The sequence below is a fragment of the uncultured Psychrobacter sp. genome (assembly GCF_947495825.1).
In the GTDB taxonomy this organism is placed as follows: Bacteria; Pseudomonadota; Gammaproteobacteria; order Pseudomonadales; family Moraxellaceae; genus Psychrobacter.
In genome coordinates this window covers 273,226-290,997 of sequence record NZ_CANMAH010000003.1, presented here as the reverse complement: position 1 = coordinate 290,997, position 17,772 = coordinate 273,226, and the positions used below count along the sequence as shown (strand labels likewise).

The following is a 17,772-nucleotide window of genomic DNA, read 5'->3' as shown; positions in this document are numbered from 1 at the left end:
AACTATGGCTCACCATCTAATCAGCTGAAAACCTTGAGAAAATGGTGTGATATTTAATCCTTATCTACTACAGCCCCAAAAATAAAAGCCAAGCACAGTTGCCAGTAATGTCAGCCCCACATGCAAACCCACAAGTCCTAAACCCGCCAGCAGCCGTCCATCATGGATAAAGCCAAACACTTCAGCGCTAAAGGTACTAAAGGTCGTCAATCCGCCCAAAAACCCAGTTATCACAAATACCCGTGCATGATCAGGCAAATGGCTCCCCATGCGCTCAAACCACACCAATGCCAGACCAATCAGCAGACCGCCCAACACATTCGCGCCAAGCGTACCAAGCGGTATCCAGCTATGTACGGGATTAAAACGCGATAGCCACGCCCGCAGGCAAGCGCCAAGTGCTGCTCCCAAACCAATGGCAAGCCACTGCATAGATTATCCTTCCTTTGTATGGCTTTTAAACTTTATATGCCTGCTAGACATTACACCGCAGGTAGCTCCGTCATCGGCCAACGCGGTACGCAGCTGACGGCTAGATCATCAGCCTGCCCTGCTTGCAGACGCTCAAAGCCAGCATAAGCAATCATCGCCCCATTGTCAGTACATAACGCTGGCGGCGCGTAATGTACGGTGGCATTGATTTTGGCTAGCTCACGCTCCAAGGTCTCACGCAAGTGCGTATTGGCGCTGACCCCGCCCGCAATCACTAGGCGACTCATCTCTACTTGTTTTAACGCTTTCACGCATTTTTTGACTAGCGTATCGACCATGGCGTGTTGAAAGCTGGCGGCAATATCGGCGCGCACTTGTGGGTCGCTGTCAGAGCCATCTGTATCCTTAATGAGATTGTGCACCGCTGTTTTCATACCGCTAAAAGAAAAGTCCAGTCCACGATGCAGCATCGGACGCGGCAAATCATAAGCACTGAGGTCGCCATTTTCGGCTAATTTAGCGATATTAGGGCCACCAGGATACGGCAGGCCGAGCATTTTGGCCGCTTTATCAAAGCACTCACCCGCGGCATCGTCGATCGACTCACCTAGGATTTCATATTGTCCAATACCGTGTGCGGCGATCAGCTGCGTGTGCCCGCCAGATACCAGTAGCGAGACAAACGGAAACGCTGGTGGATTGGCACCCATCAGCGGCGCCAGCAGATGCCCTTCCATATGATGGACCCCAATCGCAGGGATATCCAAGCCATATGCTAAGCTGCGACCAAACAGCGCGCCCGTCATTAGCGCACCGATTAGGCCTGGGCCTTTGGTATAAGCGACGGCATCGAGCTCGCTTTTTTTGACATCGCACTGCTCGAGCAGCTCATTGAGCAATGGCACCAGTTTGCGAATATGATCGCGGCTGGCAAGCTCGGGTACCACGCCGCCATAAAGGGCGTGCAGCTCTATTTGAGAGTACAGTACCTGCCCGACCAAACCTTGATTGTCGCTACCCATTTGCTCACTGTCAAAGATCGCCAGCCCCGTCTCATCACAAGATGTCTCTAAACCCAATACCTTCATATTTTTGCCTTTATCATACCTTGATCATACCTTGGTCTGCATGTTTTTTGCGCGTCTTTATCTTTTGATAGTTGACACACTTGCACAAAAAAACCGTCATTGTCTGTCACAATGACGGTCAGTTTAGCAAATTTCAATAGCCAATATACTCTAATATAAAGTATCAGTTAACCGCCTCGACCATATAGTCAACGGCAGCATAGACCTCCGCTTCGCTTACTTTGTCAGTCGCCTGCGCGGGCATCTTGTTAAAGCCTTGCGCTGAGTGCATATGTAGCGTCTCTATTCCCTTAGCAAGACGCGGCGCCCACGCTGCTTTATCACCGTATTTTGGTGCATCGAGCAGACCTGCTTCGTGGCAGACTTTACAGTTGGAATCGTATAGCTTCGCCCCTGCATCAGCCGCCAACACTTCAGGCTCAGCAGCTGTTTTTTGTTCTACTTCTTCAGCCATCGCCACTTCAATTGGCTCAGCTTCAACCACAGGCTCAGACGTCATGGTCTCAGACGTCACAGTCTCAGACGCTTCGGGATCTGTTATAGGCGCTTCTTCTACCGCCATACTGGTCTCGGTTGACTCATTGACTGTAGTAGGCTCTTCAGCAGTGGTATTGTCACCACTACAAGCGCTCAATAACAACAATGTGCCAATACCAAAAGCAGATAAAGTTAGTTTTTTTATCATCAGCACAGCTCCTTTCGTAGTTTATATAAGCAGCTTATATGAGCAGCTATTCAGTCGTCGCTGGCTCAGCGTCGCTCTCTGTTGTTTCGGCATCAGTAGCTGGCATATTTGCATTATCCGCCACCGCGGCGTCTGTATTGGTATCATCAGCAGTAGCTTCTGCCGTAGCAGGCTCAGTCATGCCTTCTTCTGTAGTCGTAGTAGCTCCTGCTTCTGTACCGTCTACTGCAGTCTCTCCCTCTACAGGCATTGGCGCTGTCTCTGGAAACTCCATGTCTTCAGCTTCAGGTGCATTTTGACGAGCCAGTTCAGCGGCTTCCTCCACTCTATCTACTGCTAAGACCTCATGAGATTCGCCTTCTTTATCACCACTACAGGCGGTAACGCCAAGCCCAAGAGTAACAACCATTGCCGCACTTAACGCTGTATTTAGTACTGTTTTTTTCATTCCAACACCCTTAATAAAATGGACACATCATCTTGAATATGCCTACTGCTATATGGGAATTATCATAGCATAAACTCAAACCAAACCGTTATACGCAGTAAGGGTTTTTTGTTCTTACACTTATCCTCATTTATTTAGCTTCAATCGAGGTTACAAAGATTTATAACATGGACAAAGGTGTATATTTATCATCCATCTTACATAACAGCACCGATAGTTAGATGTACTAAAAGCATTGACTTTGTTGCCATTTTTTATTAAAATACCTGCCCTTGTGCTATAGCGCAAAATTATCCTAGTTTGAGCTGATGCCGGTAATCTTGAGATATTACGGCTAAATACTAATACACAGCCGAACTAATGCCCTTATATCTCATCCTAATCAAGGAGTCTTCATGCCTGCAGTTAAGGTTAAAGAAAACGAACCAGTTGATATCGCTATCCGCCGTTTCAAACGTGCTTGTGAAAAAGCCGGTGTATTATCAGACGTACGTAAGCGTGAGTTTTATGAAAAGCCAACGCAAGTACGCAAACGTAAAAAAGCTGCTGCCGTAAAGCGTTATAAGAAAAAACTACAACGCGAAACTATTCGTACCACTCGTATGTACTAATCAATAATACGATTAGTTAAGTACAAGCGCTACACTAACGCCACTGTTATCGATGAATAACAGTGGCGTTTTTTATGCTACAATTTTTGTCATTGCTGTTGTTTACACAGGCTTTTATTAACGAGTCAATTAAAAACTGCCTCTTTTAAAAGCCTAATGAATAAAATTTAACGAATAAGGATAATAATAGTGAGCCAACTTAAACAAAACTTATCGGACAGTGTCAAAGCTTCTATGAAAGCGCGTGAGCTTGAGCGCGTCAAAGTACTACGCAATGTGCAAGCGGTCATCAAACAAATCGAGATTGACCGTCAAAAAGAGCTTGATGATGCAGGCGTCTTAGAAGTGCTACAAAAGCAGCTAAAACAACGCCAAGAGTCATTGGCTATCTTTACTAAAAATAGCCGTGACGACCTAGCGACCAAAGAGCAGTTTGAGATTGATATCATCAACGAGTTTATGCCAAAACAGATGGATGATGCTGAGCTTGCCGCCTTGGTCAATGCAGAAATCAAAGAACAAGGCGCAACATCGATGCGTGATATGGGTAGCGTCATGGGCGTACTTAAAAATAAAACTGCTGGTCGCGCTGACCCTGCTGTTATCTCTAAGCTGGTCAAAGAAGCACTACAAGGCTAATCGCGACCGTTTAATCATAGCAGATACTATATAAACAACCGCCTAAGGTTTAAAGTCTTTGGCGGTTTTTACGTTTTTAATCTCCTGTTTAATACTTGCTAATAATGGACGAGCACTGCTGCTCTGTGCCCCAGCTTGTAATTGCTCAGTTAACTGCTTGGCCTGCGTAAGTGAGATAAGTGCCGACTCGTAACGGCCATTCCATAGCTGATCATGACTGCGATAACGAAGCGCGTTAATCGTAGCGATACGGGCAACTTGTGGCGATGTAGCGGTTTTGGCCAGCTTTTCATTAGCCAGCTGTAGGCTTTGCCACGCGTAGCGATCGCTTGGCTGCTGCTGGGTCAAAGGTTTGAGTAGCGCTTGTGCTTGGGTCGGCTGGTTACTATTGGTCAGCGCCTCTGCCAAATACAAACGCAAATCGCGGCGCTCAGGATAAAGGCGCTGTTGCTCTGCCAATACGTCTGCGGCCTTTGACCAATTACCTTGCTCAGTTAACAATTGGCTATGAGTAATCGATAATAGTGGCTCTAGTCTTTGACGCTGCGCCGCGGGCAGTTTGTTTAGCTCTGCGAGTATGTCGTTGGCATCATCAAAGCGCTGCTGCTCGCCATACCAATGCATCAATGCCAGCTTTGCCCCAACGCTATTTTTGGCAGCAGTCGTTAAAGCTGTCTCTGAGACATGCTGGCCCGTCGTCTGTACTCGCCAATAAAGCAGATCAAATAAAGCTTGATGACGCTGCTGTTGGGTCAATGATAAAGAGGGATAACGCTGAGCTCGGCTTTGTGACTCGCTTAGGCGTTCATTACTAAGCGGATGCGAGCGTACAAAGCTTGGCAAAAAGCGATTGGCAACTTGATTTAACTGGTTTTGCTGGTTCATTGTGGCAAAGAATCTCGGCATCGCCCTTGGGTCATAACCTGCCTGCGTCATAATCTGCATACCCACGCGGTCAGCCTCGCGCTCATTATTACGGCTAAAAGCCATGCTACTGTTCATGGCAGCGGTTTGGCTGCCCATCATGACAGCGGCACCAGCATCACCATCGGCTGCTGAAGCAGCAATAGCTGCCAGCATGCCGCCTATTTGCATCAACATGGCTTTTTTGCGCTCATCGGTACCGCTTTCGTAATGACGCTGGCTAATGTGAGCCACTTCATGAGCCACGACGCTTGCCAGCTCATCCATGCTGCTGGCAGCTAGTATCGTTCCTGTATTGATACCTATAACGCCCCCTGGCGCGGCAAAGGCATTGATACTTGGGTTATCAATGATGACCACGGCTAAAGGTGCTTGCTGCCGTACTTGGGCATTGAGGCGCCATGTCATGTCTTTTATGGTTTCTTGCACCCAAGGATCATGCTCCATCTTGGCACGACCATTGATATTTTGTAGTGACCACTCACCCAGTAGTTTGTTTTGATACTGGTCAGCGAAGCTTAGACCCTGACCTTGCAAATTTGGTAGCTGTAACTCATCAGGTTTTTCAGTTTGCCAAGTGCCATACGTTGAGCCAGTCATTAATGCTGATGGCGTTGATGGTGTTGTCGGCTGCGAGGTAACAGTAGCAGCGTAGCTCTGATGGCCAACTAGCATTGAGAACATAAGCAGGCCTGCATATCGTAATGTAGGCTTTTTATATAGCTGGGATAACGTCCACAATCGCGTATGCGGCGTGTCGACTGCACGCTGGTTTGTTGTAGATTCAAGGCTTAAAAAACGATTTGAATAATTCAAAGATATGTCCTGTTCTATTAGCTGCTGATGGCCATAGCGTTTTTTGGCTATACAAGGTTGACTGCTTATCGTCAATTCTTAGGGTAATTTTAATAGGTCAATCATAACGATGACTATATTCAACTGCTTTTGCTCTATTACAGTTTGTTATAATATAACCATTGTTTTAGCATAACTATGTTTCATAATTATAATGGTTTTACTTTGTAGTAGTTTACAACGACTTTAAACGTTGAGTTTTAAAGCTTAATTAATCAAGACTCAGATGCTAAGGATTTTATCTATGTCTGCAAAAGGCAATTTGAATACTACGATATACGCACCTCATCAGGTCTGCTTACAGCAATCATTATCTGATACTGAGCAGGTTAAGATTGCGTCATTACTACGTTTATTACCAACTTACTGCATCAACTATATTGAGTCAACAGAGGCCCTAGACCATACGCAGCCTGTCATTAAAGTAAAAGGTATGGTGGATGGACGCGGACTTGCTTGTCCCATGCCACTGTTAAAAACTAAAGTCGCACTACGTAGTGTCGTTAGTGGTGAGTCGTTATATGTCGTGGCAACTGATCCCAACTCTCAAGCAGATATTACGGCATTTTGTCATCAATCGCGTCAAACCAATGATGGCGAGCTGCTGCTTTTAACTGTGAATCAAACGACTACTGGGCAAGAGACGGATAGCACCTTAACGAAGACTTCCGATACAATATTTCACTTCATCATTACCAAAACCGATAGCAACTAAGCGTCGCTATCCTTTACAATTAAGACAATAAAGATTTTTATCTGAATATTTGCTCGTTTAATATTTGCTTACCTATTTAATCAAGGTCAAGAATATGACTACTCCATCTACTGAATCTTCCACAACAAAAAAGACGCAAGACAGTGCTGGTACTGAAAAAAATGCTGCACGTGAAGCGGCGCTGAATGCTGCAGCGCAGCGCCCACCCTACGATGCCAGTGCACTAGAAGACACCAGTACACGCGATTTAGTACCTGCCATGCCGACTCATCTGTCTGCACCAGGGGTGAATTTGGGTGCGTATATCAATACTGTCCATCAAATCCCTATCTTGACACCGACTCAAGAGCAAGAGCTTGCCCATCGCTACTACGATGAAGGCGATGTTGAGGCTGCACGCTTACTGGTCATGTCACACCTGCGTTTTGTCATTCATATTGCTCGTAGTTATTCAGGGTACGGTCTACCGCAAGCCGATTTGATTCAAGAAGGTAATTTAGGATTGATGAAAGCGGTCAAACGTTTTGATCCCAATAAGGGTGTACGTTTGGTGTCTTTTGCAGTGCATTGGATCAAAGCTGAAATTCATGAATTTGTGATTCGTAACTGGCGCATTGTGAAAGTTGCCACTACTAAGGCACATCGTAAGTTATTCTTTAATTTACGTAGTCTCAAAAAGACCAATAATCAGCTGACATTAGAAGAAGCAGATGCTATCGCAAAGGATTTGAATGTCACACGTAAGCAAGTGCTAGAGATGGAGTCGCGTCTGACGTCATACGACGCATCGTTTGAGACGCAATCAAGTGACGATGATGATGGACGCTATGCACCGCAGTTGTTTTTAGAAGACGGTATTGATCCTGCTGAGATGATAGAAGAGTCTGATTGGGAAGAGAGTAACTCATCAGCATTGATAGCAGCGATGGATACCTTAGATGATCGCTCGCGTGATATTGTTGAACAGCGTTGGCTGACAGAGCAAAAGTCTACCTTGCATGAGCTGGCTGCCGTCTACTCTATCTCAGCAGAACGAGTACGTCAGATCGAAAAAAATGCCATGGACAAAATTCGTGATGCGATGACTATTGAGAGCGTCATTTTGCCTGATGACATTCAATAAATATCTTTTTGTTATGAAGACTGAACGTATAAGATAGTATTCAATGAATAGTCAAATATACTTCTAACAGTCTAAATGTATAACTTATAACAAGTGTGGTCGCATGTTAAATTGGATAAGTGTTGCAGCGATAAATCTCGCTATTGCAGTTGGCCTAGGCGCGTTTGGTGCTCATGCTATCAAAAGCATGGTCGATGCTCAGCAGCTTGAGTGGTGGCATACAGCAACGCTGTATCTATTTATTCATGCACTTGGGTTATTGGTCGTCGGACTCTTGATTCGCCTAGGTTATGCCACTCACGTTAGTGCTTGGCTACTACAGATTGGTATTATCATATTTGCCGGTAGCTTGTTTGCGATGACTCTAGGCGCACCGCGTTGGTTTGGGGCCATAACGCCTGTGGGCGGTATTTTATTAATAGCAGGCTGGCTCTGGCTTGCCGTCACTGTGTTTAAAATGAGTAGATAACGTTAAAATGTAAAACGTCATAGTCCTAATATGACCAATCAAATAGCTATTGAGTTGAATCACTGTTTTGAGGGAACAAATATTATGAGTACTATTCATGTCAATGGAAGAACATTACAGACCACTCATCAAACTGTCCAGTTAGTTGTTAATGAACTGGGACTGAGCAGTGGTCGCTATGCGGTCGAAGTTGATGGTGAGCTTGTCCCTAAGAGCGAGCTTGCACAGCTACGTATCGTCGAAGGTATGAATATAGAAGTCGTACAAGCAGTCGGTGGTGGTTAGATCTTATCTGCCTTTTGTCTCAAACAAATAACATATAAAAAGACCTCGACACATCATATGTTGAGGTCTTTTTATATGTTATTTATCCCTTTTTTATTAAGTTTTTATTGTATTTATTGGGCCTTTATTGCCTGATTTTTTGTTAACTGACTAATGCTGTCACTAAGTCGCTGGAGCCGCTTCAGCTCCCAACACATCTTCATAGCGTCCCTCGCGTCCTGCACCGCGGACCTTTTTGCGCTCTTGACGAGTTTTATATTTGCGCACTTGTCTATCAAGCTTGTCTGCCATCTCGTTAATGGCTTTATACATATCATCTTCACACGCTTGGACGAACATTTCTTGACCTGAGACTCGCATGATCGCTTCGGCTTTATGACTCTTCTTACCTCCGTCGCTTGCTCCACTATTATCTAGCGATAGTATCACTTGAATACTTTGAATCTGATCAAAGTGACGCTCTACTTTTTCAAGTTTTTCACGTACAGCTGTGTTCATTGCATCGGTTACGCTGATATGGTGACCACTGATAGAAACGTTCATATGCTGATCCTTATATTTATTACTCATAGTCAACAGATGGTTTGGCACTCCGGCCTATACCACCTTGCCTTATCAATAACAAAAGTAGAGTCATCATATATTCATTCTGTGGTAAATCCTCTAACAACCACCTATTCATAATATAGATTAACTGCTGCAAATTTATTATTGATATGCCTCTAATTTGTCATGAAAGCACATAAGTAGCAATACGCTATATTGTAACTAAACGTAACCAGACCTTTTGTTATTTGCACAATTCTATATAATCAGGAATTTTTATTTTTTATTTATAACCTCGTATAAAGCAACCTTTCTAGTAGATATCAGCCTCTATTAAAGCGCCAAATCTTTTATTTATTATTATCCAATTTTTATAGTTGAAGCACTCTTTACAAGATAAGCAGTTCTTAATATTTCTTTTTGCGCTGCGTAGAAGAGCTGATATTCATCGCTTCTCGGTATTTGGCTACTGTACGTCGTGCGATATCTATACCGTCAGTGAGTAGCTGAGTTTGAATACGGCTATCAGATAGGGGCTTTTTAGGATTCTCTTCACTGATGAGCTGCTTAATCATAGCGCTGATGGCTGTGGACGAGATGTCCCCATCATTACTACTGACATGGGATGAAAAGAAGTATTTGAGAGAAAATAGGCCTTGAGGGGTTAAAATCGTCTTGCTAGTGGTCAGACGCGAGACGGTAGATTCATGCAGTTCTACTTCTTCTGCGACATCTTTTAGGATCAGCGGCTGCATCGCTGTGGCACCATGTTGCAAAAACTCATCTTGTCGGCGCACGATACTAGTGGCGACCTTTAACAAGTTTTGATTGCGCTCCTCGATACTACGAATAAACAGTCGTGCATCTGTAAGGTTTTCGCGCAAATATTGATTGTCAGGGCTGTCATCACCGCGCTTCACCAAACTTGCGTACTCTTGATTGATCCGCAGTTTTGGTAATGTAGCTGGATTTAGACGCACATGCCAGCCGCCCTCTTTTGCTTCGCTATTGGGCGGTTGACGGACCGGGGTCACCAACACATCCGGAATATCATAGCTGGCTGGTGGTTGGGTATAGTCGGGCTGCGTGTTTTGAAAGGACAAACCTGGTGCGGGGTTTAAGGTACGCAATAAATTAATAGCAGGGGTAATATGCGCAGGTAACAAACCTGTGGTCTCAGTCAGCGCTTTGATATTGTTACTAACCAAATAATCACTAGCAGATAGCAGCGCCTGAGCATGCGCTAAATGTTCCGTATTAGGATCAAGCTTGTTCAATTGAATTGCAAGGCACTCACTTAGATTACGTGCGCCTACGCCAAGCGGGTCACAAGATTGAATGATACGCAACACCACTTCTATCTCGTCACGCTCAATCTGCTCATCCCATTGATAAAAGCTTGCCATTGTATCGAAACTTTTGAACAGCTCGTCAATATCCAACTGCACAAAGCCCATATCATCCATCGAATCTACCAGATACTCTGCTACTAGCATATCTGAATCTGAGAGATGTTTAAAATTCAGCTGCCAACGTACATAATCTTGAATACTGGCACTCGTACTTCCTTGATAGTCATCAAGCTCGTCGTAATCTGTGTTTGCTGCGGCGCTACTCCCACTAAAGCTACCAATATCATAGTTGCCATAGCTTTCATCGGTATCTGTACTTTGATAGTCGCTGCTTGAGTAATCATTGTCTATATCAGTGTGATCCATAGCACTGCCATCAATGTTTGCCTGTTGCAGTTTGTCTAAGCTATCACTAAAAGTGTCATCATACTCAGTAGCACCATATTCAAAATCATCATTACCATCCGATGAGTCAGACATGTCAGTCGATAGACCTACCTCGCTATTGTCATTCCACATCTCAAGCGTTAAGGAGTCATCTAACGCATCTGCTGACGTATCACCACTGTCGTCATACTCGTACTCATCTTCCTCGACGCGCTCAAGTAATGGATTGCTATCTAGCTTCGCTTGGACCTCTTGTGCAAGCTCAAGGCTAGAGAGCTGCAACAATTTGATGGCTTGCTGCATTTGCGGGGTTAGCTTTTGGGAGGTAGATAGCGTGGTCGCCAATCCAAACGACATACTCATAGCTTATGTATTACACTCCAATGTTATTATTTTAATCATATATTTACGGCTCATGGATAACGACTGCTTATGGACAACAACGCACATTTTTAAGCGTATGCATCTTTATAAGCTTATACCATTTGTAAAAATAAAAATAGCAAGCAAAACAAGTACCGTTACTTAATCGTGGCATAAATGAGATTAGGCGTGTTAAACCATTTTTCAAGCTGCTCATGTTAGGCAGTACAACTGTCCTAAACAATGACGATAGCATTATTTGCCCTGATTTTGCTATGATAATTTATATCTTAAAACAATAACTGAGAATAAATACATGAATAACCACTTGCATAATCATAAACTTACGGTCGCTGCTGTACAAATGAATAGCCAACAAGACATCGATGCAAACCTAGCGACTATCAAATCTGCTATTGAGGAAGCTTGTGCTCAAGGAGCGCAGCTCATAGTGCTGCCTGAGAACTGCTGTAGTATGGGACGGCAGTTTGCGACTGCTGAGCGTTTTGAGTCTCTCTCAGCTACGCTGGCAGACTATGCATGTACCAACCGCGTTTATTTATTGGTAGGATCGCTACCGTGTTCTTATCGCCCGGATGGTGTCGTCGTACCTGATGGACGTCTACGCCAAGTCAGCCAGCTGTTTGGTCCTGATGGGACGCAGGTCGCACGCTATGACAAGATTCATCTATTTACTGCAACTGTGGCTGACAAACAAGGCAGCTACAACGAAGCGGCAACGTTTGAGCCTGGCATGCAGACAGTAGTGGCGCCAGTTGAAGCAAACGACTCAGTCTATCAACTTGGAATGATGGTATGTTTTGATTTGCGCTTCCCAGCCCTAGCTCAGCGTCTACGTCAAGCTGGAGCCGATTTGTTGAGCGCGCCCTCTGCTTTTACTTATTTGACAGGACAAGCGCACTGGTCGCTGCTCTTGCAGGCTCGTGCTTTAGACAGTCAATGTATGGTGATTGGGGCGGCGCAAGGCGGTGATCACGCGTACAAAAATGGTAACATTCGTCAAACATGGGGACATACCGCTATTACTGATTTTAATGGTACTGTCAAAGACTGTTATGATAACAGCCATCTAGATAATCAAACCCAAGACAAAAACTATGCATTGGTATTCGCAGACTTAGACAAACCTGCTCAAGAACAGGGACGACAAAAAATGCCTATTTTTCAGTGTCATCGCTTAGCATAATCCAAGACATCTCTAAGCACAGCGCGTGTCATCTCATTGTATGGTTTGGCTTTATGTGGCTCTAGTCTTTCTCGTTTTGCGTATGCGTAGCGCGCGGATGGGCACGGTCATAGACTTGGGTCAGCTTGGCAAAATCAACATGAGTATAGATCTGCGTGGTACTGATATCACTATGGCCTAGCATCTCTTGGACAGCACGCAGGTCGCCACTACCTGAGAGCATGTGGGAGGCAAAGCAATGGCGCAGTAGATGGGGATATAGGTTTTGTGCAATACCAGCTCGCGTTGCTGCTACTTTCAGACGCTGCTGCACGGCCCGCGTAGATAATCGGGTGCCAAGCTTTTCGCTGATAAATAAAGCATTGTCTTGCTGCTCTACCCATAAGTTACGATGCGGTAAATAGCGATTGATGGCAGCGGCAGCCTTCTCGCCTAACGGTAATAGACGAGTCTTATTACCCTTACCTGTGACCCGCACCCGCAAGTCGGACAAATCTACATCACTGATATCAAGTGCTACCAGCTCACCTACCCGCAAACCACTACTATATAGTAGCTCAAACATTGCTTTGTCACGTAGCCACAAGCGGGCTTGCTCGGGTGTATCAGGTATCTCTTGATCGAGCAATTGGGTCAGTAAATCCACATCAGCAATAGAAGGCAATGGTCTAGCGCTGCGTTTTAGCTGATAGCCAGTGGTGGGATTGATACGTGCCAACCCCTCCTCAATCATCCAGCCATAAAAATGCCGAATAGCTGACAGCTCTTGTTGGACACTTGCCAGCGCCAGTTTATCTTCATCCAAGCGTTGACTGATATGCTGCGCAAGTGTGCGTTTATCACAGCGTGTCCAGCTCAGCTGCTTACCACGTAAAAACAACGCGAGCTGATTTAGTCCAGCAAAATAAGACTTTAAAGTATGCACGGAGTGATTGCGCACAGCCAAAGTGTTTAGCCAGCGATGCACTGGTGATAATAGCTCACGTAGCGCCTTATCTATTTCTACAGATTCAGCAGGCATATAGATATAGTCATCTTTAATAGACATACGTTGTCCTTGATGCCTCAAATACCAAGTAGTTGACTCAGTTTGATGAGTTGACTGGGTTGGGTTTGATTCCTGCTTGCGCCATTAAACCATCTGGGCTAAACACACCTTCATAAACAAAGGCAGTTGGGCCTGTCATCATCACTGAATAGCCTGGTTGCCACTGAATAATCATACTACCGCCATATAGCTGCGCCCGTATTTCTTCGCCCTCATCAAGCCAGCCTTCGCGTACACCAATGGCTACTGCCGCACAAGCACCTGTACCGCACGCTTGGGTCTCACCGACGCCGCGCTCATAGACACGCAGACGGATATGACGCTGATTCATGATCTGCATAAAACCTACATTCACATGCTCTGGGAATGCTGGATGTGACTCAATGGCTTTGCCCAACGTTTCGACTTCAGCATCAAGCACATCGTCGACTTTGATAACCGCATGCGGGTTGCCCATGTTGGCAACATAGAGCTGCACAGGCGTACCATTGACGTCTAGATGATAGGCGTTTTGAATTTTGGTCGTCGCTCTGGGCGTAAATGGTATCTCATCTGGCTCAAACTTGGGTTTGCCCATATCCACCTCAACCCAGCCATAGCGATCAGTGGTCAAAGCAATAATACCGCCTGCGGTCTCGACACGTAAGCGCTGTTTAAATGACAATTTACGCGCTTGCACAAAACGGGCAAAACAGCGGGCACCATTACCGCACTGCTCAACCTCTGTGCCATCGGTATTAAAAATACGATAACTAAAATCAACATCCGGGCGCATTGGTGGCTCGACGACGAGCAATTGATCAAAGCCAATACCCAAATGCCGATCTCCTAATAACTGCACCAATTCTTTGGTCAAATCCAAGCGCTGAGTTACCAAATCAATGACCATAAAATCATTGCCCAGACCATGCATTTTGGTAAATTCTATTAGCATATCCCTTTGTCCTATTCTATTTTTATGTGTCTGTTATATTAGCATGCTGTCTGTCACAATGATAACTATCAACGCGTTGGAGACTGCAGGAATCCATTAAAACAATAAATAACTGTACTTATCACAATGAAACCCATAGCGACCATAATTAGCGCCATAAAAAACCCATTGTCATGATAACAATGGGTCATTATTACAGCGGTAAGATTGGCAGCTACTCTATCTGTAATGCACTCTACTTTGCATTTTGCCAAAGTATCTCATCTGCATATAGAGCTTCAGTAGTTTCACGTTTGCGAATTAGCTGATGATGACTTCCTGCAACCATGACTTCACTTGCGCGCGGGCGTGAATTATAGTTGCTGCTCATGGTAAAGCCATACGCCCCTGCACCAGTAATGGCTAAAACGTCGCCTGTTGCAAGTGATAATAGACGATCTTTTGCTAAGAAATCCCCAGTCTCACAAATCGCCCCGACGATATCCCACGGCTGGGTGTCATCTGTATCGATACCTTCACTGGATAATGTCATAGGAATCACTGCCATTTCTGCTTGATAAAGCGCTGGACGTATCAAGTCATTCATCGCAGCATCAACAATGGCAAAGTTTTTGTGCGCTGTTGGTTTTAATACATCGACACGGGTCAGCAAAATACCGGCATTGGCGACCATGCTGCGACCTGGCTCAAAAAACACTGGTAAGCCAAGCTCAGTCAGTTTCGGTAAGAGTGCTTGCGCAAAGTCATGAATAGAGACGGGCGACTCATCAATATAACGCACCCCCAAGCCGCCGCCCAAATCAATATGACGCAGCTCAATACCTTTTTCACGCAAGCTATGGACCAGCTCAATGACTTTATCCAAAGCAGCAATAAAGGGTTCGACTTCCGTTAATTGTGAGCCAATATGACAGTCAATCCCAACGATATCGATATGCGATAAAGCAGCGGCCTGCTCATAGACAGCGACGGCCTCTTCATGGGCAATACCAAACTTGTTGTCTTTTAGACCAGTTGAAATATATGGATGAGTCTTGGCATCGACATCAGGGTTGACCCGTAGCGATATCGGTGCACGCTTATCAAGCTGCTGTGCTACCTCATTAATTAGTGTCAACTCGCTAATAGACTCAACGTTAAAGCAGCCAATACCTTGAGTTAGCGCATATTCGATATCGCTTTTGGTTTTGCCCACGCCTGAAAACACGACTTTATCAGCCTGTCCACCTGCTGCCAATACGCGCATAAGCTCACCGCGCGAGACAATATCAAACCCCGCACCTGCTGTCGCAAGCACACCCAACACGGCAAGATTTGAGTTTGCTTTTACCGCATAGCATATCTGATGATCAATCGCTGCAAAGCTGTCGCTATAGGCTTGATACACATCGAGTATTGCCTGCTGCGAATATACATAGCATGGTGTATCGTAGCGCTCTACCAACTCACGAATACTTACCTGCTCCATCCATAGCTCACCTTGGTTATAGTGCAGTTCGGGTAAATGGTTGGTTAAGGCTGCCGGATCGACATACATTCCTTGCTCAGTATGGATAGTTACACCGCCAGCTTGCAATTTAGTCTCACTCATATCGGGTTCTCAAATCTAATCAGGTTATCAATTATTAAAGTTAGTAATCGTTAGGATCGTCACTGGCGCTAGGCAGTACCTGCTGTTGCTCTAAATAGCTGCTCTTGTCATAGTTGTCATCATCAATAGTAGCAAAAGCGGCATCTTGGGGATGACTGGTACTATCTAGTTGATCTAAGGCAGCAACCGTCTGACTGCTAGGCTCTGCTAAGTAAAGATCCCCTTTTTGTCCGCAACCTGACAGACCAAGCATAACAGCGCTGCCAATCATCAATGTCCAGATAGCATGTCGACCGGAGTTGGCAGATAAATTTTGCGTGCCTCTGATATCTAAAGAGCGGCGTATAGTAAACATATGACAGATAACCTTGCAACAGTGGAGACGCTATAAGAAGTGTTATAAAAGAGCGTTAAAATTTAGCACGAGCCAATCATAGCATTATTCACTAAAGCTGTGCTGGTCTTGAGTTTTATTGACGGATAATTTTGCTGATTTTTGGCTACATCGATCTAAAACCTCGCCTTATTATCTTTCTATCTATTTGACTATTCTTAATTTATCTCATGTAAGTCTGTCTGTGCTTAAATGCTTACGGATTATCAAAAAAGGCGTTTAGAATGTTGCTGACAAACTTTCTTACAATTTTGATAACAAGCAAACTTACCTTTATAGCGCTTGCTATAGCTCCTGCAAGCCAGCAGCGATGTTCAGTGAACAGATGTTATGATGCCTTGACGAGCGCCAATCTTTAACCTTATAGTTATCGAGGTATAGCAACCACCCCTCATAAAACATAATCTAAGGATAGAGCATGAGCGACAGCGCCGTTAACCCCACTCTCAGCGATCAAGATACGACATCAACACTGACTAATCCTACCTTGGTACTTAACTGTGGTTCATCTTCTATCAAATATGCCCTAATCAGCGAAGATGAATCAACCCGTATCACCGGTCTTGCTGAAAACCTCGGTTTGGACACTGCCCGTATTAAACACAACACCTTAGATGGCAAAAAATTAGAGATTGCCATTGCAGGTGGCCGTCATGAGCTGGCCTTAAAAAGAATCCTTGAGCTACTCGAGCAGTATCATTTCGTTGCAGTCGGTCATCGTGTGGTACATGGCGGCCGTGAATACTCAGAAGCCGTTCGTGTAAATGAACATGTGCTATCAGAAGTAAAACGCCTAAAGGTATTGGCTCCGCTACACAACCCTGCCAATGCGCTTGGTATCGAAGCTGTACAAGCTATCTATCCTGAAATCCCGCAAGTTGTCGTGTTTGACACTGCCTTTCACCAAACTATGCCACCAGTTGCCTATCGTTATCCGCTTCCAAAATCATTATATGAAGACCACAAAATCCGTCGCTATGGCTTTCACGGTACTTCGCACGCCTACGTCTCAGAACGAGCAAGCCAGATTACAGATGCCAAAGGCCCTCATGGTTGGTTGACCGCGCATTTGGGTAATGGCTGCTCTGCGACCGCTGTCTATGATGGCAAAAGCTTAGATACCAGTATGGGGCTCACACCGCTTGAAGGTCTGATGATGGGTACGCGTAGTGGTGATGTCGACCCAAGCTTACATATTCATCTAAAGCGTCAGCTTGGTTTGAGCTTAGAGGAGATCGATAAGATGCTCAATAGCGAAAGCGGTCTGCTCGGTATCTCAGGATTATCTAACGATCTGCGTACCATCGAAGAGGCGGCCAATGAAGGTCATAAAGATGCGCAGCTCGCCATTGAGATGTTCTGTTATCGCGTTGGCAAGTATCTGGCCAGCTTGAGCTGTGCGCTGCCTGAATTTACTGGTATTGTATTCACTGGTGGTATTGGAGAGAACTCAAAAACGACTCGTGCACGCATCTTAGATGTTATGCGTCATTTTGGTATCAAGTTTGATGCGGACAAAAACGCCAGCCTAGTCGGTGGTAGCGAAGGTAGTTTCCATAGCGACGATAGCAGTATTGAGCTATGGGTTGTGCCAACCGATGAAGAGTGCCGTATTGCGCAAGAGACCCGCCAAGCGCTAGGTATCGCCTAAAAAGCAGACTGCTTCTACAAGAAGT

The 17,772-nt window shown here is 45.1% G+C and carries 19 protein-coding genes; 8 read left to right on the top strand and 11 right to left on the bottom strand.

Features of this window, described 5'->3' with window-relative positions; genetic code table 11:
- Positions 1–60 precede the first annotated feature (60 nt).
- From crcB to Q0895_RS05520, 4 genes are all read right to left on the bottom strand, one after another.
- Positions 61–432 (bottom strand): fluoride efflux transporter CrcB, encoded by a 372-nt coding sequence (gene crcB / locus Q0895_RS05535; RefSeq protein ID WP_299186212.1) that lies wholly within the window; start codon positions 430–432, stop codon positions 61–63.
- 50 nt (positions 433–482) lie between these two features.
- A complete protein-coding gene (gene tsaD, locus Q0895_RS05530; RefSeq protein WP_299186209.1) occupies positions 483–1,520 on the bottom strand; it encodes a tRNA (adenosine(37)-N6)-threonylcarbamoyltransferase complex transferase subunit TsaD in 1,038 nt (345 codons plus the stop codon).
- A 163-nt stretch (positions 1,521–1,683) separates the two neighbouring features.
- Positions 1,684–2,205, bottom strand: coding sequence for a c-type cytochrome (locus tag Q0895_RS05525; RefSeq protein ID WP_299186206.1), 522 nt, complete (start codon positions 2,203–2,205; stop codon positions 1,684–1,686).
- A gap of 46 nt (positions 2,206–2,251) precedes the next feature.
- Positions 2,252–2,653 carry a hypothetical protein gene (locus Q0895_RS05520; protein WP_299186204.1) on the bottom strand — a complete coding sequence of 134 codons (402 nt, stop codon included), beginning with the start codon at positions 2,651–2,653 and terminating at the stop codon, positions 2,252–2,254.
- Between the two features lie 395 nt (positions 2,654–3,048).
- Between Q0895_RS05520 and rpsU the strand changes: the two genes are divergently transcribed.
- Together rpsU and Q0895_RS05510 are read left to right on the top strand one after the other, a co-directional pair.
- Positions 3,049–3,264, top strand: a complete 216-nt coding sequence (gene rpsU / locus Q0895_RS05515) for a 30S ribosomal protein S21 (RefSeq protein ID WP_010195908.1) — start codon at positions 3,049–3,051, stop codon at positions 3,262–3,264.
- A gap of 189 nt (positions 3,265–3,453) precedes the next feature.
- Positions 3,454–3,903: a GatB/YqeY domain-containing protein gene (locus Q0895_RS05510; protein ID WP_299186201.1), complete on the top strand. Its 450-nt coding sequence runs from the start codon at positions 3,454–3,456 to the stop codon at positions 3,901–3,903.
- A gap of 42 nt (positions 3,904–3,945) precedes the next feature.
- Here Q0895_RS05510 and Q0895_RS05505 read toward each other — a convergent pair whose 3' ends face one another.
- On the bottom strand, positions 3,946–5,643 hold the full coding sequence (locus Q0895_RS05505; protein WP_299186199.1) for a M48 family metalloprotease: 1,698 nt from the start codon (positions 5,641–5,643) through the stop codon (positions 3,946–3,948).
- 283 nt (positions 5,644–5,926) lie between these two features.
- Here Q0895_RS05505 and Q0895_RS05500 point away from each other — a divergent pair, with 283 nt between their 5' ends.
- The 4 genes from Q0895_RS05500 to thiS all read left to right on the top strand — a co-directional run bounded on the left by Q0895_RS05500 (position 5,927) and on the right by thiS (position 8,274).
- Positions 5,927–6,397 (top strand): sulfurtransferase TusA family protein, encoded by a 471-nt coding sequence (locus Q0895_RS05500; RefSeq protein ID WP_299186197.1) that lies wholly within the window; start codon positions 5,927–5,929, stop codon positions 6,395–6,397.
- Between the two features lie 259 nt (positions 6,398–6,656).
- Complete coding sequence (gene rpoH, locus Q0895_RS05495; protein ID WP_197409062.1) at positions 6,657–7,520, top strand: RNA polymerase sigma factor RpoH; 864 nt, start codon at positions 6,657–6,659, stop codon at positions 7,518–7,520.
- Between the two features lie 103 nt (positions 7,521–7,623).
- Complete coding sequence (locus Q0895_RS05490; RefSeq protein WP_299186194.1) at positions 7,624–7,989, top strand: DUF423 domain-containing protein; 366 nt, start codon at positions 7,624–7,626, stop codon at positions 7,987–7,989.
- 84 nt (positions 7,990–8,073) lie between these two features.
- On the top strand, positions 8,074–8,274 hold the full coding sequence (gene thiS / locus Q0895_RS05485; RefSeq protein WP_058367968.1) for a sulfur carrier protein ThiS: 201 nt from the start codon (positions 8,074–8,076) through the stop codon (positions 8,272–8,274).
- A gap of 162 nt (positions 8,275–8,436) precedes the next feature.
- Here the strand turns inward: thiS and raiA are convergent, their stop codons facing one another.
- Together raiA and rpoN are read right to left on the bottom strand one after the other, a co-directional pair.
- A complete protein-coding gene (gene raiA, locus Q0895_RS05480; RefSeq protein WP_299186191.1) occupies positions 8,437–8,817 on the bottom strand; it encodes a ribosome-associated translation inhibitor RaiA in 381 nt (126 codons plus the stop codon).
- 410 nt (positions 8,818–9,227) lie between these two features.
- The gene (gene rpoN / locus Q0895_RS05475) at positions 9,228–10,922 is read right to left on the bottom strand and encodes an RNA polymerase factor sigma-54 (protein WP_299186190.1); all 1,695 of its coding nucleotides are present in this window, start codon (positions 10,920–10,922) and stop codon (positions 9,228–9,230) included.
- Positions 10,923–11,238: 316 nt separating this feature from the next.
- Here rpoN and Q0895_RS05470 point away from each other — a divergent pair, with 316 nt between their 5' ends.
- Positions 11,239–12,129 (top strand): carbon-nitrogen hydrolase family protein, encoded by an 891-nt coding sequence (locus Q0895_RS05470; RefSeq protein ID WP_299186187.1) that lies wholly within the window; start codon positions 11,239–11,241, stop codon positions 12,127–12,129.
- Between the two features lie 61 nt (positions 12,130–12,190).
- On the opposite strand, the gene Q0895_RS05465 is transcribed toward Q0895_RS05470, so the two are convergent.
- The 4 genes from Q0895_RS05465 to Q0895_RS05450 all read right to left on the bottom strand — a co-directional run bounded on the left by Q0895_RS05465 (position 12,191) and on the right by Q0895_RS05450 (position 16,057).
- Complete coding sequence (locus Q0895_RS05465) at positions 12,191–13,177, bottom strand: tyrosine recombinase XerC (protein ID WP_299186186.1); 987 nt, start codon at positions 13,175–13,177, stop codon at positions 12,191–12,193.
- A 37-nt stretch (positions 13,178–13,214) separates the two neighbouring features.
- On the bottom strand, positions 13,215–14,111 hold the full coding sequence (dapF, locus tag Q0895_RS05460; RefSeq protein WP_299186185.1) for a diaminopimelate epimerase: 897 nt from the start codon (positions 14,109–14,111) through the stop codon (positions 13,215–13,217).
- Between the two features lie 235 nt (positions 14,112–14,346).
- Entirely contained in the window at positions 14,347–15,702 is a 1,356-nt protein-coding gene (lysA, locus tag Q0895_RS05455) for a diaminopimelate decarboxylase (RefSeq protein ID WP_299186183.1), read from the bottom strand.
- A gap of 40 nt (positions 15,703–15,742) precedes the next feature.
- The gene (locus Q0895_RS05450; RefSeq protein ID WP_299186181.1) at positions 15,743–16,057 is read right to left on the bottom strand and encodes a lipoprotein; all 315 of its coding nucleotides are present in this window, start codon (positions 16,055–16,057) and stop codon (positions 15,743–15,745) included.
- A gap of 457 nt (positions 16,058–16,514) precedes the next feature.
- On the opposite strand from Q0895_RS05450, the gene Q0895_RS05445 reads away from it, so the two are divergent.
- A complete protein-coding gene (locus Q0895_RS05445; RefSeq protein ID WP_299186179.1) occupies positions 16,515–17,747 on the top strand; it encodes an acetate kinase in 1,233 nt (410 codons plus the stop codon).
- The last annotated feature ends 25 nt before the right edge of the window (positions 17,748–17,772 follow it).

What these genes read in the sequence shown, in the direction of transcription:
- Q0895_RS05470 (WP_299186187.1), top strand. Translation starts at nt 11,239, where the DNA reads ATGAATAACCACTTGCATAATCATAAACTTACGGTCGCTGCTGTACAA.
- crcB (WP_299186212.1), bottom strand. Translation starts at nt 432, where the DNA reads ATGCAGTGGCTTGCCATTGGTTTGGGAGCAGCACTTGGCGCTTGCCTG.
- Q0895_RS05490 (WP_299186194.1), top strand. Translation starts at nt 7,624, where the DNA reads ATGTTAAATTGGATAAGTGTTGCAGCGATAAATCTCGCTATTGCAGTT.
- raiA (WP_299186191.1), bottom strand. Translation starts at nt 8,817, where the DNA reads ATGAACGTTTCTATCAGTGGTCACCATATCAGCGTAACCGATGCAATG.
- Q0895_RS05450 (WP_299186181.1), bottom strand. Translation starts at nt 16,057, where the DNA reads ATGTTTACTATACGCCGCTCTTTAGATATCAGAGGCACGCAAAATTTA.
- rpoN (WP_299186190.1), bottom strand. Translation starts at nt 10,922, where the DNA reads ATGAGTATGTCGTTTGGATTGGCGACCACGCTATCTACCTCCCAAAAG.
- dapF (WP_299186185.1), bottom strand. Translation starts at nt 14,111, where the DNA reads ATGCTAATAGAATTTACCAAAATGCATGGTCTGGGCAATGATTTTATG.
- Q0895_RS05520 (WP_299186204.1), bottom strand. Translation starts at nt 2,653, where the DNA reads ATGAAAAAAACAGTACTAAATACAGCGTTAAGTGCGGCAATGGTTGTT.
- Q0895_RS05465 (WP_299186186.1), bottom strand. Translation starts at nt 13,177, where the DNA reads ATGTCTATTAAAGATGACTATATCTATATGCCTGCTGAATCTGTAGAA.
- thiS (WP_058367968.1), top strand. Translation starts at nt 8,074, where the DNA reads ATGAGTACTATTCATGTCAATGGAAGAACATTACAGACCACTCATCAA.
- rpoH (WP_197409062.1), top strand. Translation starts at nt 6,657, where the DNA reads ATGCCGACTCATCTGTCTGCACCAGGGGTGAATTTGGGTGCGTATATC.
- Q0895_RS05500 (WP_299186197.1), top strand. Translation starts at nt 5,927, where the DNA reads ATGTCTGCAAAAGGCAATTTGAATACTACGATATACGCACCTCATCAG.
- tsaD (WP_299186209.1), bottom strand. Translation starts at nt 1,520, where the DNA reads ATGAAGGTATTGGGTTTAGAGACATCTTGTGATGAGACGGGGCTGGCG.
- lysA (WP_299186183.1), bottom strand. Translation starts at nt 15,702, where the DNA reads ATGAGTGAGACTAAATTGCAAGCTGGCGGTGTAACTATCCATACTGAG.
- Q0895_RS05445 (WP_299186179.1), top strand. Translation starts at nt 16,515, where the DNA reads ATGAGCGACAGCGCCGTTAACCCCACTCTCAGCGATCAAGATACGACA.
- rpsU (WP_010195908.1), top strand. Translation starts at nt 3,049, where the DNA reads ATGCCTGCAGTTAAGGTTAAAGAAAACGAACCAGTTGATATCGCTATC.
- Q0895_RS05525 (WP_299186206.1), bottom strand. Translation starts at nt 2,205, where the DNA reads ATGATAAAAAAACTAACTTTATCTGCTTTTGGTATTGGCACATTGTTG.